This window comes from Candidatus Villigracilis vicinus, assembly GCF_016702885.1.
Lineage (GTDB): Bacteria > Chloroflexota > Anaerolineae > Anaerolineales > Villigracilaceae > Villigracilis > Villigracilis vicinus.
The window spans coordinates 1-19,054 of sequence record NZ_JADJDD010000011.1; the positions used below are offsets into that span (position 1 = coordinate 1).

Annotated in this window: 26 protein-coding genes; 4 read left to right on the top strand and 22 right to left on the bottom strand. The window is 50.1% G+C overall.

The genetic code is table 11. The features are described from left to right. The 18 genes from IPG80_RS10905 to IPG80_RS10990 form a co-directional block, all read right to left on the bottom strand. Positions 1-732: hypothetical protein (locus tag IPG80_RS10905; protein WP_345106412.1), on the bottom strand; the 732-nt coding region annotated here is incomplete at its 3' end. A gap of 114 nt (positions 733-846) precedes the next feature. Then, the gene (locus tag IPG80_RS10910; protein WP_345106415.1) at positions 847-1,176 is read right to left on the bottom strand and encodes a hypothetical protein; all 330 of its coding nucleotides are present in this window, start codon (positions 1,174-1,176) and stop codon (positions 847-849) included. 351 nt (positions 1,177-1,527) lie between these two features. Continuing rightward, the gene (locus tag IPG80_RS10915; protein ID WP_345106418.1) at positions 1,528-1,896 is read right to left on the bottom strand and encodes a DUF559 domain-containing protein; all 369 of its coding nucleotides are present in this window, start codon (positions 1,894-1,896) and stop codon (positions 1,528-1,530) included. 318 nt (positions 1,897-2,214) lie between these two features. Beyond that, complete coding sequence (locus tag IPG80_RS10920; protein ID WP_345106420.1) at positions 2,215-2,622, bottom strand: GxxExxY protein; 408 nt, start codon at positions 2,620-2,622, stop codon at positions 2,215-2,217. A 585-nt stretch (positions 2,623-3,207) separates the two neighbouring features. Continuing rightward, the gene (locus tag IPG80_RS10925) at positions 3,208-3,903 is read right to left on the bottom strand and encodes a hypothetical protein (protein ID WP_345106422.1); all 696 of its coding nucleotides are present in this window, start codon (positions 3,901-3,903) and stop codon (positions 3,208-3,210) included. Positions 3,904-4,264: 361 nt separating this feature from the next. Next, a complete protein-coding gene (locus IPG80_RS10930; protein ID WP_345106425.1) occupies positions 4,265-4,429 on the bottom strand; it encodes a hypothetical protein in 165 nt (54 codons plus the stop codon). A gap of 9 nt (positions 4,430-4,438) precedes the next feature. Then, complete coding sequence (locus tag IPG80_RS10935) at positions 4,439-4,597, bottom strand: hypothetical protein (protein ID WP_345106427.1); 159 nt, start codon at positions 4,595-4,597, stop codon at positions 4,439-4,441. Next, on the bottom strand, positions 4,594-5,313 hold the full coding sequence (locus IPG80_RS10940; protein ID WP_345106430.1) for a hypothetical protein: 720 nt from the start codon (positions 5,311-5,313) through the stop codon (positions 4,594-4,596). The genes IPG80_RS10935 and IPG80_RS10940 overlap by 4 nt, the downstream gene beginning before the upstream one ends. A 137-nt stretch (positions 5,314-5,450) precedes the next feature. Further along, a complete protein-coding gene (locus IPG80_RS10945) occupies positions 5,451-5,591 on the bottom strand; it encodes a DNA methyltransferase (protein WP_345106432.1) in 141 nt (46 codons plus the stop codon). Positions 5,592-5,988: 397 nt separating this feature from the next. After that, entirely contained in the window at positions 5,989-6,849 is an 861-nt protein-coding gene (locus IPG80_RS10950; RefSeq protein ID WP_345106434.1) for a DNA methyltransferase, read from the bottom strand. A 49-nt stretch (positions 6,850-6,898) separates the two neighbouring features. Continuing rightward, on the bottom strand, positions 6,899-7,825 hold the full coding sequence (locus IPG80_RS10955; RefSeq protein ID WP_345106437.1) for a hypothetical protein: 927 nt from the start codon (positions 7,823-7,825) through the stop codon (positions 6,899-6,901). Continuing rightward, a complete protein-coding gene (locus tag IPG80_RS10960) occupies positions 7,806-8,363 on the bottom strand; it encodes a hypothetical protein (RefSeq protein ID WP_345106440.1) in 558 nt (185 codons plus the stop codon). The genes IPG80_RS10955 and IPG80_RS10960 overlap by 20 nt, the downstream gene beginning before the upstream one ends. Further along, positions 8,339-9,094: a hypothetical protein gene (locus IPG80_RS10965; protein ID WP_345106443.1), complete on the bottom strand. Its 756-nt coding sequence runs from the start codon at positions 9,092-9,094 to the stop codon at positions 8,339-8,341. Before IPG80_RS10965 ends, IPG80_RS10960 begins: the two co-directional genes overlap by 25 nt. Then, the gene (locus IPG80_RS10970; protein WP_345106446.1) at positions 9,075-9,203 is read right to left on the bottom strand and encodes a hypothetical protein; all 129 of its coding nucleotides are present in this window, start codon (positions 9,201-9,203) and stop codon (positions 9,075-9,077) included. Before IPG80_RS10970 ends, IPG80_RS10965 begins: the two co-directional genes overlap by 20 nt. 57 nt (positions 9,204-9,260) lie before the next feature. Next, positions 9,261-9,917 carry a DEAD/DEAH box helicase family protein gene (locus IPG80_RS10975; protein WP_345106448.1) on the bottom strand — a complete coding sequence of 219 codons (657 nt, stop codon included), beginning with the start codon at positions 9,915-9,917 and terminating at the stop codon, positions 9,261-9,263. A gap of 322 nt (positions 9,918-10,239) precedes the next feature. Beyond that, positions 10,240-10,476 carry a DUF2283 domain-containing protein gene (locus tag IPG80_RS10980; protein ID WP_345106451.1) on the bottom strand — a complete coding sequence of 79 codons (237 nt, stop codon included), beginning with the start codon at positions 10,474-10,476 and terminating at the stop codon, positions 10,240-10,242. Continuing rightward, on the bottom strand, positions 10,461-10,787 hold the full coding sequence (locus IPG80_RS10985) for a PBECR2 nuclease fold domain-containing protein (RefSeq protein WP_345106454.1): 327 nt from the start codon (positions 10,785-10,787) through the stop codon (positions 10,461-10,463). Before IPG80_RS10985 ends, IPG80_RS10980 begins: the two co-directional genes overlap by 16 nt. A gap of 176 nt (positions 10,788-10,963) precedes the next feature. Next, complete coding sequence (locus IPG80_RS10990; RefSeq protein WP_345106457.1) at positions 10,964-11,101, bottom strand: hypothetical protein; 138 nt, start codon at positions 11,099-11,101, stop codon at positions 10,964-10,966. A gap of 220 nt (positions 11,102-11,321) precedes the next feature. Here IPG80_RS10990 and IPG80_RS10995 point away from each other — a divergent pair, with 220 nt between their 5' ends. From IPG80_RS10995 to IPG80_RS11010, 4 genes are all read left to right on the top strand, one after another. Continuing rightward, on the top strand, positions 11,322-12,062 hold the full coding sequence (locus IPG80_RS10995) for a hypothetical protein (protein ID WP_345106459.1): 741 nt from the start codon (positions 11,322-11,324) through the stop codon (positions 12,060-12,062). 419 nt (positions 12,063-12,481) lie between these two features. Continuing rightward, positions 12,482-13,285 (top strand): hypothetical protein, encoded by an 804-nt coding sequence (locus tag IPG80_RS11000; RefSeq protein ID WP_345106464.1) that lies wholly within the window; start codon positions 12,482-12,484, stop codon positions 13,283-13,285. 149 nt (positions 13,286-13,434) lie between these two features. Continuing rightward, the gene (locus IPG80_RS11005; protein ID WP_345106466.1) at positions 13,435-13,599 is read left to right on the top strand and encodes a YqaE/Pmp3 family membrane protein; all 165 of its coding nucleotides are present in this window, start codon (positions 13,435-13,437) and stop codon (positions 13,597-13,599) included. Positions 13,600-13,731: 132 nt separating this feature from the next. Beyond that, on the top strand, positions 13,732-14,544 hold the full coding sequence (locus tag IPG80_RS11010) for a hypothetical protein (protein WP_345106469.1): 813 nt from the start codon (positions 13,732-13,734) through the stop codon (positions 14,542-14,544). A gap of 84 nt (positions 14,545-14,628) precedes the next feature. Here IPG80_RS11010 and IPG80_RS11015 read toward each other — a convergent pair whose 3' ends face one another. The 4 genes from IPG80_RS11015 to IPG80_RS11030 form a co-directional block, all read right to left on the bottom strand. After that, positions 14,629-16,164 (bottom strand): hypothetical protein, encoded by a 1,536-nt coding sequence (locus IPG80_RS11015; protein WP_345106471.1) that lies wholly within the window; start codon positions 16,162-16,164, stop codon positions 14,629-14,631. 56 nt (positions 16,165-16,220) lie between these two features. Continuing rightward, on the bottom strand, positions 16,221-17,237 hold the full coding sequence (locus tag IPG80_RS11020; RefSeq protein ID WP_345106474.1) for a peptidoglycan-binding protein: 1,017 nt from the start codon (positions 17,235-17,237) through the stop codon (positions 16,221-16,223). Between the two features lie 70 nt (positions 17,238-17,307). Further along, positions 17,308-17,877 carry a peroxidase-related enzyme gene (locus IPG80_RS11025; RefSeq protein WP_345106477.1) on the bottom strand — a complete coding sequence of 190 codons (570 nt, stop codon included), beginning with the start codon at positions 17,875-17,877 and terminating at the stop codon, positions 17,308-17,310. An 86-nt stretch (positions 17,878-17,963) separates the two neighbouring features. Continuing rightward, a complete protein-coding gene (locus IPG80_RS11030; RefSeq protein ID WP_345106480.1) occupies positions 17,964-19,037 on the bottom strand; it encodes an Mrp/NBP35 family ATP-binding protein in 1,074 nt (357 codons plus the stop codon). Between the last annotated feature and the right edge of the window lie 17 nt (positions 19,038-19,054).

Sequence of the window (19,054 nt, forward strand, 5' to 3'; positions counted from 1 at the left end):
CCCAACTTCTGCATTGCCGGAATAGGATTTCGTGCCTGGTGACAATATATCTTTACGCGGATATTCTTTGGCGTCCCAAGGAAGCATCGGCCCGGCAGCAACCTGACTGGGTTCGGCTTTGCGAAACTCCAGCCTGAATGTGGAAGCGGTTGGCTGGGTTGACTCAGTTGCTTCGGTTGTGGGATCTTGCGAATCACATGGGATATCTTTGCCGGATGAATGAACTAATTCAAGCCCGACCCGGTAGCTAAAATCTATTGATTTTTTCTGACCGTTCTCTTCGTATTCGACCGTGCCTTCGCGGCGGGTTTCCTGCCAGATGAAAGTGTATTCCTGTTTTGTGTGAGCGGGGACTTCGATGCTTAGATTTTCTCCCCGCGATTCTCCTTGTTGGGTCGTTTCGGAAAAGTGCTTTTGAATGGAGCCTTTTATCTCAACCTCAACCGCTCCGTATACTTTGCCGCTGCCAGAGCCTTCCAAACCAAGGACCAGTTCTTCTTGATTGGTTTTGATATTGCTTTCGCTGAATTGAACGGACGTTTTGAATACACTGGAGGAATCGCATTGGTCGAAGGTTTTGGTCTGCGTGATCTCACCTGTGACCTGCTGTCTCTCTGTAATATTGGTGACCTGTGCATTTATAGACGGGCTCGGCTCGCCGTTGCATGCCGCCAGCCAAAACATGGCAGCGAATGCAAATCGGTTAAAAACGAACGCTTTTTTTGTTCGCATGGTTTCTTTCTCTTAATTCGCATTGAGCATATACCCTGCTATTGTACTATTGCCCCAAGCCGCCGTTCCCCATTAAAGGCAACCAGACAAAACAAAGATATAAACCTCCTGATTCTATTTACCGCTTCGTAACATTCGCCGTATGATCATTCTGCCGATGACCATTAGCAAAGAGATGCTCAATAACGCATAGACCATTAGTGTGGGCATGCGAAAGATCATGCCGATCTGTTCCGGTGTGGTCTTGGTGATCGCCATGCAGATCTGAAGCCCCCAACCCAAGACCAAACCGAGAATGCTCCAATCTGCGATCTGACCGTATTTCCTCCACGAGGCTTTGCCGAACGAACCAAGCAGCATAATAAAACTACCCAGCGCACTCAATAACGCAAGTATGTCATTAATGATCGTACCTACCATGGCAAGGATGTTGATGATCTCCATGTTTTCCTCCTAATGTATTGTGATGTGAATTGTTTTACTGAAGTTCTATTCCGTCTTTGCGATGAGCAGTTAGACCGCTCTGCCATTCCAATATCCAGCGCTTGCGGACTTCCATCAACACAGCCGATGATCTTGCCTGTCAGTTCGGAGTGAAGATACTTTTCCTCAGCCATTCTTATACTCCCTTGTCTGGAACTATGCTTGGAATGATTATTTGATGGACTATGATTGCGCTGCTTTAATCATAGTTTTCATTCAATCACATAAATCATAGTACAGACCTTCACCTGCCCATTCACCAGCGGACATCAGCCAATTGGCCTTTCGAAAGGCACAGGACAGGCAGTTCCATCAGCGTTTGGGATCTTCACTTTCCAGTGCGAATTGGATGACTTTAATAACGCCGTTAATGTCGTTCATGATCTGGTTGTTCCAAAAGCGGATAACTTTGTAGCCCAATGTTTCAAAATATTTTGTGCGTTCTGTGTCGTATTCGACTTGTTCCAAGTGTTGACTTCCATCCAGTTCGACGATGAGTTTCTTTTCGATGCATACAAAATCAGGGATGAAGTTACCGATGGCGTGTTGGCGGCGGAAGTTGATGCCGAGTTTGTCATTGCGAATATTCGCCCATAATTTGCGCTCAGCGGGAGTTAATTCTTTTCGTAGTTCGATGGCGTGGGTTCTGGTTTTGGGATTGCTTCTGGGTGGGCGTGGCAATTCTTCCCCTCCTAGCCTCCCCAATTGCGACGAAGAACACGTCGCAATTGGGGAGGGACTGTTGCTTTTGAAATCAAAATTTTAGAAACATGCTCAGTGTTCATAATAAATCTCAATTGTTAGTTCTCCCCCAAATTCGACAGCACTATCGTCGCATTTGGGGGGGAGATGTCCAACGGACAGAGGGGCTGAACCTTCACCTGCCCCATTCACCGGCGGACAGTCAGCCACTCGCGCCCTGAAGAGCACAGGACAGGCAGTTCCGTCAGCGTTTGGGATTATGATTTTTCTGATTATATGATGGACTATGAAAATCCTTTACGGTTTATTGGGCGGGCGGTTTTTGGCGGGTTTCATGACACGCTTGAATTGCATACTTCGACTGCCAAAATTAATCAATAGTCCAACTTCCAGCCCGTAGGCTTCCAAATAGTTGATGGCTTGCGCCAGGTGGACATCTTCCAACTGAATGACTGCCTTGATCTCAACCATCACTTTTTCTTCCACAAAGAAATCGACGCGGCGGTTGCCGATCTTGATGCCTTTGTAGAAAATATCCATTTCGTGTTCGCGGCTGGCGGTGAGACCTTGCTGCGCCAGTGAAATATCCAGCGCCCGTTGATAGATGACTTCTTGAAAGCCATTGCCCAGCGCCTTATGAACTTCCATCGCGCAGCCGATGATTTTGCCCGTTAATTCGGAATGTAGATATTTTTCATCAATCATTCTTGTACTCCCTGTCTGAAACTATGATTGATCTGATTGAATGATGGACTATGATTGTCGCTCTCATCATAGTCCGTCCCCTAATCATTAAAATCATAGTGCAGACACCTGCCCATTCACCAGGATGGATGTCACCCAATCGCGCCCTGAAGAGCACAGGACAGGCAGTTCCGTCAGCGTTCGTACCATGATTTATCTGATGGAATGAACACGGGGGGGCGCCCCCCGGAGCGGGCGCGGCTGAACTGATGGAATGACTATGATTGTCGCTCTCATCATAGTCCGTCCCCTAATCATTAAAATCATAGTGCAGACACCTGCCCATTCACCAGCAGCGGACAGTCGCCACTCGCGCCCTGAAGAGCACAGGACAGGCAGTTCCGTCAGCGTTTGGGGTTGCCCGCCGAAGCAGAAAACTCTCACAGCGTAAGCCTTCACCCTTTAGGGGGAAGGTGTCCGCCGCGTCCCCGTAGGGGGATGGGGGTAATTACAAACACTCTTCAAGCGGACTGTATTTGCCGGGCATGCTGTTTTCCTTAAAATCAAAAAACGTCTGTGTACCGTCATATTCCTATCGCTTGCTCCTCATTTTTGCCATTCCTTTTTGTTTTTTTGTAGGAACAATTGCTTAAACCATAGTTCATTTTTTACTGGATCAAATAATGGCCAATAAGAAATATTGGCTGGAACCCTATCATCTTTAAGTATTTTTTGTAAATCAGTAATGTTATTTGTTAGCATGGCAATTGCAACAGATTTTGACCAGTGGTCATCCAACTCTTTCAGTTTGACTACAATTTTAGTTACTTCCTTTGTTTGACCTAATTCTCGAAATGCAATGGCGCGATCTGCCAAAAACCTTTGCGGTAACTGGTTTGGCAGGCATTCGTCAGTTATGTGATTTGTAATTTCCAATACGAGGCTGTATCGTTTTTGATTTAATGAAGGTATAAGAAATTTGTCAATTTCTTTGCTTTGCTCTAATTCTGGAATATTGCTTAACTTCCATTGTTTAATGCATAAGTAGAACCCGAAGGCGTAGGCGATATCCAGCGCTCTTTGAAAATACTTTGTTGAGACAATAAAAATACTTCCTGGCTTTAGACCTGTATTTTGCGGGGCTTTTTCAAGATAAGTTTCATCAACAATTCCGTCGTTGTGAACTAAGAGGTTACGGCGTTTTATAATTTCGATTATTTCCTCTTTATATTTTAATTGTGCCAGCGTACCAAGCCCGATTTTCTCTAAATTACTTAATCTCTTCCCCCAAGATTTAGACATTTCATCTGCAAGTTCAAGAGCCTTTTCTTTGTTTCCCCCAGCGCCAGAAAATGACTCACAAAAACATCTTGAATGAGGATTTCAAGAAAAGTCACTAAACTGACCAACATACTTCTTCTTAGCATAACCCCGCTCATGGGTGGTGGGTCTGTGAAGGCGGACAATAGAATTTCCGCGAACTTTTTACTTTAAAAGGATGCTTCTTTTCCCATTGAGTTACTTGTTCTATGAATGAAGCATCCTTTAGCTTTTCCATCATTTCTTTTACAGACCTCATTATTTCGAATATCTGGATAAATATCTAGGTCGTCAATAGAAGGAAACAAACTGGCAATTTCTTTCTACTTCTTCTTGGTTGTCGTTAAATAGACTTGCTAACTTTTGCGGAGATATTTTTGATCTTTTCCCGATCTGCTTCATCTGCCAGTTCGGTTACTTTTTCAAAAAACGAATAGAGCGCTCCAATGTTGGAATTGAAGCGCATCCATAGGTTTTGGATTGCTTTGATTTTTTCTTCTTGATTCAAAATTACCCTTTACTTCACCTCAACCACCTTCATCACCTCATCCCCGAAGTGATTGATGACCTTGACCGCGATCTTACCGGTCTTCGGTTTCGGGAACGGACGTGATGTAGTCGAGTACAACTCATCCCACAAATCTTCGTTGATGTCAGCTTTGAGCGCCTTCTTCAACTTCTCAAAGGGCTTATCTGCCCCAAGGAAATAGGCGTGGGTGACAAAGAAGGCTTCACCGCTGTAATTGGTGTCGATGAACCATGCAGCGATGTCGTGTTCGAGATTGCCCGAACCGCTGGAGCGCATTTCACTGGTGACGGGTCATAGACATCCACACCCAGCACTTCGACAATGACGTTATCTCCGTCTTTTGTGACCTTGACCTCTGGCTCACCAAAGGCAAGAAAGAGATTGCCGGAGCCTGTCTTTTTCAGCAAATCGCCCATAGACAAGTCAGGATTGATCTTGACTTTCATGATTTGCAAACCTTCGATTTCATTACCAATTGAATGTGCGGACGCATCAAAGGAGGTGGCAGCCACCACGAGCAGATCGGAGAAACGCTTGGCGACCGTCGCAGCATCGCGGATGAAGTCATCATCGACACTGCCGAATTCGGGACCGATGGCAACGGCGGCTTTCTTCAAACCGTCTTTGGTTTTGTATTCGCCGATTGCCTGCACTTCGGGGCCGCTCGGCAGAATATCCAAATTGACGAATTCGACGCGCGCGCCTTTTTCGCCTGTTTGTACACCTGCTTTGAGCAAGTTCTCGACCACGATATTCACAAACCTTTCGGTGCTGACCATCTCTTGCTCATCACTAACACGGTGCGGAGATAAAGACTCGACTGTGAACGGACCCGCCACCCGCACAACACTTTTTGTTACCATCGGGTTTGTCGTATAGAATTTCTAACGGCTTTCATCGTCGCCAATGACTTAGAGTAATATGCGACACGGTTTCGTATTCAAAGCCAGCGCTAATACTTCTCTCATCTTTGAGTTTGTAAAAGGATACTTTGCTGTCATCAATCGAGTTCTCGCAAGTGCAATGCGACCCGCGATGTGTCTGTAGTTATCCACCGTCTGCCCCATTGCTCGGCGACAGTAGCAGTTGTACCAGAACCGCAAGTCGGGTCAGGCACGATGTCACCTGGGTCTGTGGTCATCAAAACACAGCGTTCAACACTGGTGCTGTTTGCACAAGTCTTACTACATAAACTTTGGTCTGTTCAACCATCCCAATAATTGTCGAGACAGGCTGTCTCGTATATTGGACTACTGGAAGAATCGTCCAAGTATCTTTTGAAGTTTTCCGTTTTGATAATTCTTTTACTACTGCAGAGTTTTTTCATACCTTCAAATTAGTCTTCCACTGACGACCTTTTGGAAGTTTGTGATTTTCCTCAAATTTCAAATTCATATACAAGAAGCTTAACATGGTATTGTTTTGTGCTGTCAAGTCACTGTCATGTATAGACTCTTCCGTTTTCATCTGTTTGGTAGTGTGCCATCATCTTCACTTAGATGCTTTGTTTGTAAATATTTGCCTAAACTTTACTTGTTTTATATCTTTTGCATACCAATAAGAAAATCTTGAGTTGTTTGTAGTAGCGTTGCACCTAATCCACTTGTTTTTTTGAAACTGATTAGACTACAAAAATTACTGTTGCCGAAAACTTCATCCATAATTGTTCTAACAAGATGAACATTTTCATCACTAATTTGCACAAAGCAAGAACCACTCTCATTCAGTAACTCACGAACGGTTATCATCCTGTCGCGTAAGTATGACAGGTATGAATGAATTCCAAGTTCCCATGTGTCGCGAAATGCTTTTATTTGTTCAGGTTGCCTGACAAAATCTTCTATCTTGTTATGCTTTACATCTCTATTTTTGGTTGAAACCTGCCAATTCGAACCGAACTTAACTCCATAAGGTGGGTCCATGTAAATGGTCTGCACCTTGCCGCGCATGCCTTCTTTTTCGAGCAGGCTGTTCATCACCAATAAACTATCGCCCAGAATCATGCGATTCTGCCAGTTATCTTCGTGTTTGTAGAACTCCACCGCCTTTTGAAACTGGTCTTCGGCAGTCTCGCCAAAGAGCAGCATTTGGCGGTCATCGCTTGCGCCAGCTTTCAAGCGAGCGATCAACGCTTCGGGGGCAACATGCTCCTGCACATAAATCGGCACGGTCGGCACGTCAAATTCTGCGCCCTGCTCCTGCTTTCCGCTCCATGTCAATTGCGGGTCAAGCGAAGGGTCATAGGCATACGTTTTCTTGATAGGCTGTTTCTCGCGCCGTGAGAGTTTGACAGACTCTTCCTGAGTGGGAATCCGTTTACGGGTGGCGTCATGTTTGTAAGAAGTAACAGGCGCGGCGGTGGTGGGGGCGGGGGTCTTCGTCTTCTTTTTAGGGGGCATGGCTATTCTCCAGACCTCGGAGGTCTTTAAGACCTTGAGGTCTATTAGATTATTCCTGATTATCAAACAACGTGCCTAACATCAAATTATCGAACCCGCGATCCATTCCAGCGCGGATCAAGTTCATGGTTTCGTGAATGTCCTGAATTTCCAACATCGCCCATGTGCCATACTTGCCGCTGTTGTTCACAGCGGGTATCCACATTTCGCGGGCAGTCTTCACCTTCAAACCTTTTTTATCATCCTTTTTGCCAGTGACTTCTATTAATAAATTCAGTACCTGAGACCCTGACAGGTCTAATCGGACGATAAAATCAGGAATATATTGCCTGCTGACACCTTGATGTTCATACGGGATGGTGAAACCAAGATTATGGTTCTTCACATATGCCAGCACTTCCGGCATTTCTTCAAGTCGCTTGGCAACGCCCTGTTCCCATTCGGCGGTATCCGCCACCACATAGTTCACATGGCTTTTTACCGTTTCGCTTACTTCCTTGGTGGTCAGAAAATCCACATAGCGGGTGGAACCCAGAGAGTCGAACGGCGCAAGGATGGGCAGAATGCGCTTTGATTCCTGTTGCTCGATGTTGTTCTTGACAATGGCGGCTTGTATCTTGGTGAGTGCGCCTGAGAAATATTCTCCAACCGAGAGAAACCCGATCACCATATTGTCTTTCAATCGCACCTGACTGCGGATGTATTCATCCACAATGCGTTTCAACTGCGGGTACAGCCAGTATTTTTCTACGCCATCACCGTCACGATAATAGCGTTTCAACAAGGCTTGCGTCAGAATGACAGACACTTCGCCTTCACGCCTGTCCTTGATCTTGCCCATATCCACGATCTGTTCTTCGCCAATCGCGCCTTCGATAATGGTCTTTGTTGGCTCATTCTCAATGATGACCCTTGATTCCTCGGTAAAGGTCGCAGAGAGTTTGCCCTCATCCAATTCATAACGATAGCCTTCCAAACGCGGGAAGCTGATTCTCGTATTTCTCGCGCCCCTCCAATGCCATCACACGATGGACGAACTTGGGCGGCGGTTTGGGTCCGCCTCCTTCCGCTTTTAGGAAGTTGAACGGCACACCATAGACTTCGGCATACTCTGCCGAAAACTTCTCGACGCCATCTTCGGGGTCAATCTCGGCATTGTAATCCACCCGCCTCAACGCCCGACCGACAACCTGTTCACACAACAATTGAGTGGTAAACGCTCTGACGCCTAAAATATGCGTTACGGTGTTCACATCCCAGCCTTCGGTCAACATCGAGACAGATACAACGCATTTGATGTTCTCGCCCAGTTTGCCCGGCTTGCCGACCGTGTTCATGACCTCGCGCAGTAATTCTTCGTCGCTGGGGTCTTCGCGTCCCTGAAAGCGCTTGCGATATTCTTTGTGAAAGTCTTCGATTTCCTTGGCGAACACTTTCTTGAATTCAGGGTCGATCTGTTCGCCGCTTTCCAGTTGGGCGCTGTCCACGATCAAGGTGTTTGGGCGTTCCAGCATTTGCGACCCATTCTCATTGCGAAAGATGGGCAGGTTGCCCTTTTCAAGTGCAATGCGCATGGGGTTTCGATCTCATAGCCAGCGATCCAGCGATACACCATTTTCGATACCGTGGTGTTATTGCATACCACGATCATCACAGGCGGCATCACCGCAGGGTTTTTCTTCTTGTACTCTTCGTAATCCTTGTAATACTTCTCATAACTACCGTATAAAGATTCCAAGGCTTCTTGTAATTTCGTCGGCAGGATGATGGTCGAGAGGTCGTATCCGTCTTCTTTTGTGCCGCGTTTCAAGCCTTTCTTCGGCATATGCGGGTCATCGCTAATGTGGTCCCATAAGTTGCGGAATTCGGGCGTTTCCGTTTGTTTGATGGTGTTCGACTCAACCGGCAATCTTGGGATTTTTACAACCCCGCATTCCAATGCATCCAGCAGAGAGAAATCTGAAACCGTCCACGGGAATAACGTGCCTTCTTCATACCCAGACCCGCGCAGGAAGTAGGGCGTAGCTGAAAGGTCAACGATGGCATTGATGTTCATTTTCTTGGTCAATGCTTCCAGTCCGCTGATCCATACTCGCGCGGCTTCGTTGTCATCATCTGCTTGCTTTCGGTCATCGCCTGTTAGTTTTTCATCACTTGGTTTTGCGCGGTAACAATGATGCGCTTCATCGTTAATCACCAAACACGCGGCTTGTTCGCCACGCTCTTTAAACGCGCGGTTGACCATTGCGCTGGTGATTCTTTTGTACTTCTTCTTTTACCAAGCCGGTCGCTTTGAGCGTTGCGCCCATTTGAAAACGCTGGTTGTCTCGCAAGCCCATTTGGTGGTAGTTCATAATGAGAACCACAGCACCTTGCAATAATTCAAAATCCTGATGCGAGACAATGCTCGTTTAATCGTAATAGTTCTGCGGGTCGTTGGGGCGTAGCACATTCAAACGGTCACGGATGGTAATGCCGGGAGTGATAATCGCAAATGCGTCTGTAAACCTTGTATCCTGCGGATAGCGCGCCTTGTTCAACGTATGATACGCGATCATCATGGCCATCACTACTGTTTTCCCTGAACCTGTTGCCATCTTGAATGCCAAACGATATAGTCCGGGGTTGGCTTCGTTATTCGCTTTGCGAATGTCGTTCAATACCCATGTTTCGCCTGCTTTTTCCGCCACTTCGTTGATATAGATCAACGTTTCCATTGCCTCGATTTGGCAGAAGAAAAGTTTATTCTCGCGGCTTTCATCCTGCCAGTAATACAGCAGATCGCGTGAGGTCTTGGTAATGCCGGGGTATTCCTTCTTGCGCCATTCACTGATAATGAAACGAACCTTATTGATAAATTCATTATCTTCCTGCATCTCCGCGCTAAAAGCGCCTTCTGCAAGATTCATTGCCAACTGCCTATCCTTCTTGCGCGTGCGTGGCATCGCAGAAACATAGCGCGTGCTGGGGCGGCGGAAATCCAGAACTTCATCTGAAATCCCGCGCTCATCTGCCTTGAAATGCCGGATCGGTTCTTTATATGGGGAATTGATGATAGGGTTTTTCATATCATTCCTTTTATGCAGGGTTCTCCCCGCTCACTTCCTTCCATTTTACCCGACCCCTTGCACATCCGGTCAAGGGGTGCCCGCCCGAAACAAAACGACCCATCCGCAGGGGGTGGGTCGTCAACAAAGGGGGCATGGTTAATGTCGGCTGGGCAGCAGGCTGGTGACACTGACCTGGCTCCCTTGGGAGAACAACACTTGGTCAATACATCAGGGTTGTAGTTTTCATTCATTCAACGCCCTCCTTTATTGTGTCATTGCGAGGGCATTCTTGATTTTCGTCGCCATGAAAAAGAGCGGCGGCTCGCAATGACATAAGAACTTATGTCGTGATCTGGCTTAAATCCGCAATCACAGGCAGGGAGAACAACTCATTCCGCAACAGGCGGCTGGTGAAGAACAACACCTCAAAGTTTTCGATCTTGCCTGTTTTGGGATTCAACCGGGCAATAATTTCATCCTGTAATTCTTCTGATTCCTGCTCAGGGTAAGGCGGAACGGTGTTAATGTATAAAATGTCCGCTTCACGGTCATATTTGAAGGTTAACTTTTCTGCCATTCTATTTCTCCATTGATCAAACGACTGGTCATGTAGGCTGTAATAATCCAGTTTCGTTCAGTGGGCGCGGCATCACTTACCACTACAACCGCCACGTACTTGCCGTGACGCACATCTTCGAACCAGCGGTAGAACATCCGCGCCCCGCTCATGCGGATACTGCGCCGCACTTCGTCGGGATCAGCCAGAGTCTGCTCAATTTGAAGCAGGTATTCTGGCAGGATATCGGGGTGGTTTTCGGCAATATGCGCTTCGCGTTCTTCGGTTAATTCAACATCGCCTTTCAAGTAGGGGCATGAAAATTTATGCATGGTTAGTTTCCCTCATTATACTTTGGGTTCTTCGGCAATCTTAGTGTAATTTTACTTGCTTCCCATTCACTTCCTTCCATTTTACCCGACCCCTTGCACATCCGGTCAAGGGGTGCCCGCTCGAAACAAAACGACCCATCCGCAGGGGGTGGGTCGTCACAACAAAGAGGGCATGGTTAATGTCGGCTGGGCAGCAGGCTGGTGATGACGCCCTTCTGCCCTTTCTTCTCCTTTCTCAGCTTGCGCTTCTCTTTCAGAACATGCTGGGCTTTCTTCTTGCTTTCCTTCTTTTCCTTATCGCGGTTGTGACCCATCTCAGCTCCTTTCGTTCAGAACTACTTTCATCATATACCATCCGCACCTCAAAAACAACCACCCTCAAACCCTCCATGCACCTGACCCCTGACCCCTCGCACCTGACACATTCCGTTACTCCCCCAAATCTCCTACACCCCAAATACGATATACTAACGCCTAATTTTTTAGCGATCCAAAGCATAATTTTCTATAAATTCATTTTAGAGGAAGAAGTCCATGTATCGAAACCGTGTCCGTCCCTTGCTTGCCCTGCTCCTCCTTGTCCTAGCCAGCCTCGCCTGCATTCCCGGCACAGAAAGAGTGATCGGCGAAGTCACCTGTGTGGATGATGGCTATTTGTTCGGAAGTGGAACCCAATATATATGCTACTGTCCAACAGATGGCAAGGCATATAGAGGGGGTGAATTGTCATCCCCCACATTAAGAGGTATAGACCCTGCCCGACTTAAAACCCTCGCCTGCTCAGACCCATTCGCACAGACATTTATTCAGGACCCCGCTCTCGACCTTGCCCCCACCGAACCCCCCACAGAAGCACCGACGGAAGCAAGCGCCTCCACCGAAGCCCCAACCGATCCCGCTCCATTGAAGCCCTACCTCACCGGCGCCTTCACGGCATGCGATAACACCGCGGGCTACGTCAACTTTAGCATCGCCGAAAACGCTCCCGCCTACGACCCCGCCACCTTCAAAGTCACTTTCAACGGCTACCCGGTCAACTGCGCGCCTGCTGCCAATAATCCCAGCGTGCTTACCTGCAACTACCCGCCTCCATCCTATGCACCGCCTGCGGGTGTGCAAGTCTTCATCGGCGAAGAACTGGTCAACGAATTCGACTTCAACGGCGGCGCCATCTGCGACTCCGCTCCGCAGCCTAATAACCCCGGCAGCGAAGATCCCCAACTTGAGCAACCTGCCTCCACCGAGCCCGCCGCCACCGAACCCAGCAGCGACTAGCCCCTTGCTTTTATGAATCCCTCTCTCAAAGGAGAACCAATAAAATACAAATCATCCCGTTGTGCATTGGCTGAAAGATTACACGGGCAAACACGGATTTTTAAAGGATTTTTTCCGTGAGAATCCGTGAAATCAGCGTAATCCGTGTACTTAACCCAAGTTGCTACCTATAGAGAAGGTGAAAAAAAAATTAACGCAAAGGCGCAGGGGCGCAAAGAAAAGCACTTAAATCTTAGCGTCTTAGCGACTTTGCGTTAAAAAAGCTTGACCCATCACGCCAAACTATGTAAGGTGGCAAATTGAGTTACTTAAGAAACAGTCTCTGAAAGATAAGCAGGCATCCCGTGTCTGCAGATGCGGGATACCTGCTTATCTCCCCCCATATTTCCCACGCCCAATCTGCCTTAGAGGAGAATTTAATGAATATTCGAAAGCACCCCCGTTTGATCCTTGTCCTGACTGCCTTATTCGCCCTGGTCTGCCGCTGCGGTTCTGGTCCAGTCGAAACGATTCCAACCACATCGGATGGTGTTGAATTAACGGGTTGCACTACATACCTTGGAGGTTTTGAACCAAGCGGCATTAAATGTGAGGTCAGCTGCCCGAGCGGCAAAGAATGGATAGAGGATCCAAATGGTGGCAGCGGATTTTCCGATGTCACCTACGCAGAAGTAGTTGCTCAAGCCTGCAGCAGACCGTGCCATAATGGGAATTATTTAGCTGCATGTAAAAAAGACCTTATCGTTTCTGCTGGGAGCGCCTCATCCTCCAGTAGTTCTTCCCGTGCCGCCCCCACTGAGGAAGCGACAGAAGAACCGGCTCCCACCGAAGCCGCCACCGACCCGGCTCCCTTGAACCCCTACCTCACCGGCAACTTCACCACCTGCGATAATGCCGCGGGCTACGTCAACTTTAGCATCGCCGAGAACGCTCCCGCCTACGACCCCGCCACCTTCAAAATTACTTTCAACGGCTACCCGGTCAACTGCGCCCCGGCTGCCAATAACCCCAGCGTGCTTACCTGCAACTATCCGCCCCCATCCTATGCACCGCCCGCGGGTGTGCAAGTCTTCATCGGCGAAGAACTGGTCAACGAATTCGACTTCAACGGCGGCGCCATCTGCGACTCCGCTCCGCAGCCTAATAACCCCGGCAGCGAAGATCCCCAACTCGAACAACCTGCCTCCACCGAGCCTGCCGCCACCGAACCCAGCAGCGACTAGTTTATTTCTGCAGAGTTTCTCCGTGATCTCTGTGTGCTCCGTGGTGAACCGCCTCCAGGTTCTCGTATCGAATGGTATTTTGCCTTCTCGTATCGTATAATCGGATACAGCACGTCCGATTCCCATACCCAACTCAAGGAGAGATACAAATGGATAACAAGGTTTTGCAGGTCATCGTTGCGCTTTTCATCCCCCCGCTTGCCGTGTACATGAAGAACGGCAAGATCGACAACGACTTCTGGATCAACGTCGTTGCCACCTTCCTCGGCGGTCTCCCCGGCGTCGTTCACGCCCTGTGGGTCATCCTGCGCTAGAGGATTCCCGAAACTGTACTGCAACAAAAAAACGTCCGCGGGCGAAAAACTCACGGACGTTTTTCTTTATAACCAAAGCCTTTCAGATCCAACTTGGATTCCCCGCCGGAATCTATTTTACAGGAGCCTTGCATGAAGTTTCTAAAACGTCCGCAGCTGATCTTGGTCCTCTCCGCCTTTGTCACCGTCTTTTGTCGCTGCTCACTGTTTCCTGGAACCCCGGTCACATTATCTCTGGCAGATGGCAACTCCATCGAATGCCTGGAATTCTTTGAAAACGACCCCAATTGGAGCAATCTTTATAATTCTTCCTACACCTACGATTGCAGCATCACCTGCCCCGATGGCAGCCTTGCGTCCATCAAAGCCATGCGCCTGCCAAATGGCAGCTTCACTACTTATGTGGAAGGCGAGATCGTAGAGCTTGAGTTAGCCCTGCTGCAGGAGCAGTATTGTGCCCTGCCTACCACCGCCACTGAACCCGCCACCGAAGCGCCCGCGCCGCCCCTCAGTGCGGGAGAAAGTCAGGTCACCAGTATCCCTTTCCTGACCGGCAAGATCACCGCCTGCGACTATAAAGCCGGGTTCATCAATTTTGAACGGGCAGATGCAGATCAGGAATACTCGCGAGAAAACCTGCAAGTGGCGCTCAACCAACAAACCGTGGACTGCGGCGTGCCCAACAACAACCTTGATGTCCTCTCATGCGATCTTCCGGCGGGGGTGCGCTTCCCGATCAATGTGCAAGTCCAGGTGGCGCAGGTTCAGGTCAACGACTTTAGCTTCGACGGCGCCTTCTGCGGCTACAAAGACCCCGGCAGCGCAGATGGCAACTCCACCGACGAAAACGGCGGCTCGGGCGGTGTGCCTGCCTGTGACCCGCACCTGGACCCAAACTGCTCGGTGGATTGCTCCAACCCTGCCAATGTAGACCTATGTCATTAAGGTAGGCAGGCGCTCATTGAGCGATACGCCTTGATATTAAAAATCCCCGCCGAGATTGGCGGGGATTTTTTGATGGATGGGTACTTACAACCATAGTTCCTCGGCGTACTTCTTTTTATCCTTCCACCAGCCTGCCAGGTCAGCGAGGAAGGGCAGTGTGAACACCCATGAAACCGTGAAGGGCGTCATGATCTTGAAGTAATCCCAATAGGGCGCAAGCGGACCCGTCAGCCCCCAGTCCCATGTCCGCCAGTACCAGCGCCAGAGGATGTAATAACTGAGAATGCTGAATTCCACGGTCAGGCTGAAGAGAAAGGTGCGCCAGAAGGTACGCGAGTTCAAGTTCAATGCCGCAAAAGGGATGAACCACAGCGGGTACCACATGCGAAAGGCGTTGCTTAAATAGATCATTGCAAAATAGGTCAGAAAACCCGCTTCGAGCAGAGTCAACTTGCGGCGTAATAAAGCGATGGTGATAAAAGCGTAGATCAATAAAAAGAGGTAGCGCGTGTTGGGCAGGATCAGTTTACTGATCTCCGGTGAGAGCTCACGCACGATCACATAAATGGCATAGGCGGGGGAGAAGCTGCGGCGCGCGAAGGATTGAACAATGCCGCTGAACACTTCGGGGAAGGGTCCCATCAGGCGGTATGCGAGGAAGAAAACGCCCAGCACGATCACCCCCAGCCCGAGCGTGCGCGTGATGCGTTCCTTCCAGGTGGGTGCGTCCATCAGCAGATTCAATCCAAACAGCGGCAAAAAGATCAACGCCGGAAGTTTGATCAGCGATGCCACGGTCAACGCCAGGGCTGCCCATGCCCACTTGCCGCGCTGCCAGAGGATGAGTCCCAGCATCACGAAGGCTGCCATGCTCATGTCGTTGTGACCATTCCCCAGCGCTTCCAGCAGGACCAGCGGGTTGAGCGCAAAGAATGCCAGCGCCGTCACCCGGCTGACGGCGAATTTTTCGTCCTGTTGTTTGCTGTACCAACCGATCAGATACGCCATGCCCATGAACGCCAGCAGGCTGATGACCTTCATGGCGATGATGCCCGCGCCAATATCCCTGATGCCGAGCTGCACCGGAATGCGCCCCATGACCTCCCACACAGGACCATACGGCGAGGTCTTGTCCACGTATTCTCCGGCAAGCTGGCTGAGCGGGTCGTTCGGGAAGGCACCCGGCGGCACGAACAAGGGGTTGGCGTTATACAAGACCCAGTTGCGCGCATTGACCACATACACCGCCACATCCAGCGCGGTGATGGGGTACAACCCCAATAAGATGAAGCCGCAAGCCGCGGCGAACCCCAGGGTTAATTTGCGCAGCTCGTTGCTTTTCTCGGCATATTCTTTTGAGAAGCGCTGCAGGGTTTGCATGATGCGCCAGAAAGCGTAGAAGAGAACCCCCAGCCCGAGAATGTAAACCCATACCAGTTCACGGGTGCCGTTCCGCAGGATCATTTCCAGGTCGAGCATTTTGCCTTCGTGATAGATGTAAGGGATCAAAGGGAAGGTGAGCACAAAGGCAAGGTAGATGCCTGCGCTGATGCTTCCCCAAAGGATCAATTCCTTACGGGCGGCGAGGAAGGCTTGTGTTACTTTTTGTGGTTTTGGCATGGGCGGGGATTATACCTATAAATATTTGTATACAAAAATTACCAAAACGGATCGGGTTATTTCCCGATCAACTTCTGCCAGGTCAACGGACCCACCACGCCGTCTGCGGTGAGCCCCTGTTTTGTTTGAAAATCCTTCACCGCCTGTTCCGTGATCGGACCAAAGATGCCGTCCACTTCAAGGGTGTAGCTTTGCTGGGTCTTCAACAGGAATTGCACGGCGCGCACGGCATCCCCTTTATCGCCCAGGGCTGCCGGTATCACCAGCACTTCCCATGTCTCCGCGCCAACGATGCCGTCTTCTTCTGTAATATCGTTTTCCTTCTGTAGATTTTTCACCTTGGCTTGGGTCTCTGCACCGTAGATCCCATCTACAATGAGGTTGGTGTACCCATGCTGCCGCAACAGGTACTGAATGGCGCTGACTTCGGGCGTGCTGTCACCTTGTTTAAAGGTTTGCCAGACCACCACTCCGCCGCGCTTTACCTTTACCTGCACCCAGAACGGTCCCGATGCCAGGGCAAAGGTCTCGCCTGCGGGGTCTTTGATCTTCCAGTTGCTGCGATACGTTCCGGCAAGTGCGGGTGCGGTCAAATTGACCGACACATCCAGGCTTTCGCCTGGGGCTACATTCACGGGGGTCAGCGCTTGCGTCACGGGTCCGCCCATGCGCTCGCCCGAATCGAATACAAGTTGATACCCCGGCGTCCATGTGCAGGTGCCTTCGTTCTTGAGCCGCCAGGTTTTGGTGAAAGGCTTCTCAACGATGAACGAGGTATTGTCCGGCACGGTGACATCAGATTCAAAGGATGCGCGGTTGCAGGGTGTTCCGGTTTGGGTAGGTTTCACTGCTTGCGGCGTGCCTGCCGCGAAGGTTGTTGCAGGGTCTGGGGTCGTGGTGCCCAGGGCGGGCGTTCCGGCGGGCGGCAAGACCTGCGTCCCCGAGGCTGTAATGGTTTCAGCTGCGAAGGTTGCCAGCTGGTTGAAATCATAATCCGATTGTTGCGACGGCATGTTGCAGGCGGCGAGTATCAGAGCTATTCCCAAACTAAAAATAAAGAAGCGGACGCGCATGAAGATTCTCCTTGGTTAACCAAAGTGTACGAGCTTGCCCTGCGTTCTGCAAGGTGGAAATCCCGCGGCACTACCCGTCCTGGAGTTGGTTCGCGTACTCATCCAGCACCACGCCCAAGCCGTCTGCCACGCGGTTGACGTAGGCATAGTAGGCTGTGGTCTGATTGATATCCAAAATGGCGCGGTCGTCCCATCCGGCTTCGCGCAAAGGCATGAGGTCGGCTGCGTTCATGTCCCACGGGGTGCGGGTGAGTTTATCGGCATACGCCAGCATCGCCCGCTGGCGGGGTTTCAATTCCGCAGTGCGGTAGTCGTTCTGCAGGGCTTGCACCAATTCGAGGTTCTTTGTAAATCGCAGCAGACCGCGCGAATGATGCGCAATTCAATAATGGCATTTGTTGATGGCGCTGACCATCACCGCGATCATCTCACGCTCCGACCTGCTCAGCGGACTCTTGGCATGCATCACTGTGTGATACAGGTCGGCATGTGCCCGCAGGGTTGGCGGGTTGAGCGAATGCACTGCCAGGATATTGTCGACACCTTTTTTCTCATCATCCCATTCCTGTTTGTAATAGTCCGCCAGTTCGCCCTCGGCTTCTGTTTCAGGAACTACATGGATCCATGCACGTTTTTCCATCTTAAACCTCACTGAATGAAAACAGCCCCCAGGGGGGAACTCCCCGAGGGCTGACTCTTTAACGAACAAACTATCTAACGAACAAACTACTCCACGATATTGATCGGCAGGGAATTATTCGCCCCAAGCGCCGCTACAGAAACCTTCTGCGCGATCTTCATGGCAATATCTGTGAATGCTTTGGCAACCGGCGAGTCGGGGTAGGCATCCACGATCGGTTTGCCGGTATCGCCGCCAATGCGCACATTTTGGTCGATCGGCACGCCGCCCAGGAAGGTCGTCTCGGTGGCTTGCGCCAGCTTCTCGCCGCCGCCTGAACCGAACAGGTCCATCTTGGAGCCGTCTGGCATTTCGAGGTAAGACATGTTCTCAACCACGCCAAAGATCGGCACTTCGAGGGTCTTGAACATGTTAAGTCCGCGCCCGGCATCTTCAAGAGAAACCAGTTGCGGCAGGGTCACGATCACAGCGCCACTCAACGGAAGAGCCTGTGCCAGAGAAAGCGCCGCATCGCCGGTGCCAGGGGGCAGGTCAACGATGAGGTAATCCAGTTCGCCCCACTCCACATCGCCCAAAAATTGACGAATGGCAGAGTTGAGCATCGGTCCGCGCCAGATGAGCGGTTGCCCGGGTTTGACCAGCAAGCCCATTGAAACCATTTTCAGCCCATACGCTTCAGCAGGGATAATGCGGGGTCCGTTCGGGGGCGGTAGTTTTTCCACGCCAAGCATGGTGGGGGTGTTGGGTCCGTAAATATCCGCATCCATCAAGCCGACGCGCGCACCAGTCTTTGCCAGCGCCACTGCCACATTAACCGACACGGTCGATTTGCCAACGCCGCCTTTGCCCGAGCCGATGGCAATGGCGTTACGAATCGGCATGTTGACCAGTCCGCGCATACGGCCGTCGTTGGGTACATCCGAGTCCATTTTAATGTCAACCGTTTTCACACCGGCGACGGTTTTGAGCGCGTTGCGGCAATCCGCTTCGATCTTGCCTTTCAAGGGGCAGGCTGGGGTGGTGAGCATCACCGAAAAGGAGACTTTGTCTCCACTGACCTCTAAATTGCGGATCATGTTCAAGGTCACAAGGTCCTGTCCGAGATCCGGTTCTTGAACCGTGCCGAGGGCTTGCAGTACTGCTTCTTTAGTTGGGGTCATTTAGTTTTCTACCTATA

Excerpts from the sequence above, each read along its gene's own strand:
- IPG80_RS10960 (WP_345106440.1), bottom strand. The coding sequence starts at position 8,363 with ATGCTGGAACGCCCAAACACCTTGATCGTGGACAGCGCCCAACTGGAA.
- IPG80_RS10965 (WP_345106443.1), bottom strand. The coding sequence starts at position 9,094 with ATGGTCAACCGCGCGTTTAAAGAGCGTGGCGAACAAGCCGCGTGTTTG.
- IPG80_RS10910 (WP_345106415.1), bottom strand. The coding sequence starts at position 1,176 with ATGGAGATCATCAACATCCTTGCCATGGTAGGTACGATCATTAATGAC.
- IPG80_RS11005 (WP_345106466.1), top strand. The coding sequence starts at position 13,435 with ATGGATAACAAGGTTTTGCAGGTCATCGTTGCGCTTTTCATCCCCCCG.
- IPG80_RS10970 (WP_345106446.1), bottom strand. The coding sequence starts at position 9,203 with ATGAACTACCACCAAATGGGCTTGCGAGACAACCAGCGTTTTCAAATG.
- IPG80_RS11020 (WP_345106474.1), bottom strand. The coding sequence starts at position 17,237 with ATGCGCGTCCGCTTCTTTATTTTTAGTTTGGGAATAGCTCTGATACTC.
- IPG80_RS11015 (WP_345106471.1), bottom strand. The coding sequence starts at position 16,164 with ATGCCAAAACCACAAAAAGTAACACAAGCCTTCCTCGCCGCCCGTAAG.
- IPG80_RS10990 (WP_345106457.1), bottom strand. The coding sequence starts at position 11,101 with ATGGGTCACAACCGCGATAAGGAAAAGAAGGAAAGCAAGAAGAAAGCC.
- IPG80_RS11030 (WP_345106480.1), bottom strand. The coding sequence starts at position 19,037 with ATGACCCCAACTAAAGAAGCAGTACTGCAAGCCCTCGGCACGGTTCAA.
- IPG80_RS11010 (WP_345106469.1), top strand. The coding sequence starts at position 13,732 with ATGAAGTTTCTAAAACGTCCGCAGCTGATCTTGGTCCTCTCCGCCTTT.
- IPG80_RS10985 (WP_345106454.1), bottom strand. The coding sequence starts at position 10,787 with ATGCATAAATTTTCATGCCCCTACTTGAAAGGCGATGTTGAATTAACC.
- IPG80_RS10995 (WP_345106459.1), top strand. The coding sequence starts at position 11,322 with ATGTATCGAAACCGTGTCCGTCCCTTGCTTGCCCTGCTCCTCCTTGTC.
- IPG80_RS10920 (WP_345106420.1), bottom strand. The coding sequence starts at position 2,622 with ATGATTGATGAAAAATATCTACATTCCGAATTAACGGGCAAAATCATC.
- IPG80_RS10950 (WP_345106434.1), bottom strand. The coding sequence starts at position 6,849 with ATGCCCCCTAAAAAGAAGACGAAGACCCCCGCCCCCACCACCGCCGCG.
- IPG80_RS10940 (WP_345106430.1), bottom strand. The coding sequence starts at position 5,313 with ATGGTAACAAAAAGTGTTGTGCGGGTGGCGGGTCCGTTCACAGTCGAG.
- IPG80_RS10925 (WP_345106422.1), bottom strand. The coding sequence starts at position 3,903 with ATGTCTAAATCTTGGGGGAAGAGATTAAGTAATTTAGAGAAAATCGGG.
- IPG80_RS10975 (WP_345106448.1), bottom strand. The coding sequence starts at position 9,917 with ATGAAAAACCCTATCATCAATTCCCCATATAAAGAACCGATCCGGCAT.
- IPG80_RS10945 (WP_345106432.1), bottom strand. The coding sequence starts at position 5,591 with ATGACCACAGACCCAGGTGACATCGTGCCTGACCCGACTTGCGGTTCT.
- IPG80_RS10980 (WP_345106451.1), bottom strand. The coding sequence starts at position 10,476 with ATGGCAGAAAAGTTAACCTTCAAATATGACCGTGAAGCGGACATTTTA.
- IPG80_RS11000 (WP_345106464.1), top strand. The coding sequence starts at position 12,482 with ATGAATATTCGAAAGCACCCCCGTTTGATCCTTGTCCTGACTGCCTTA.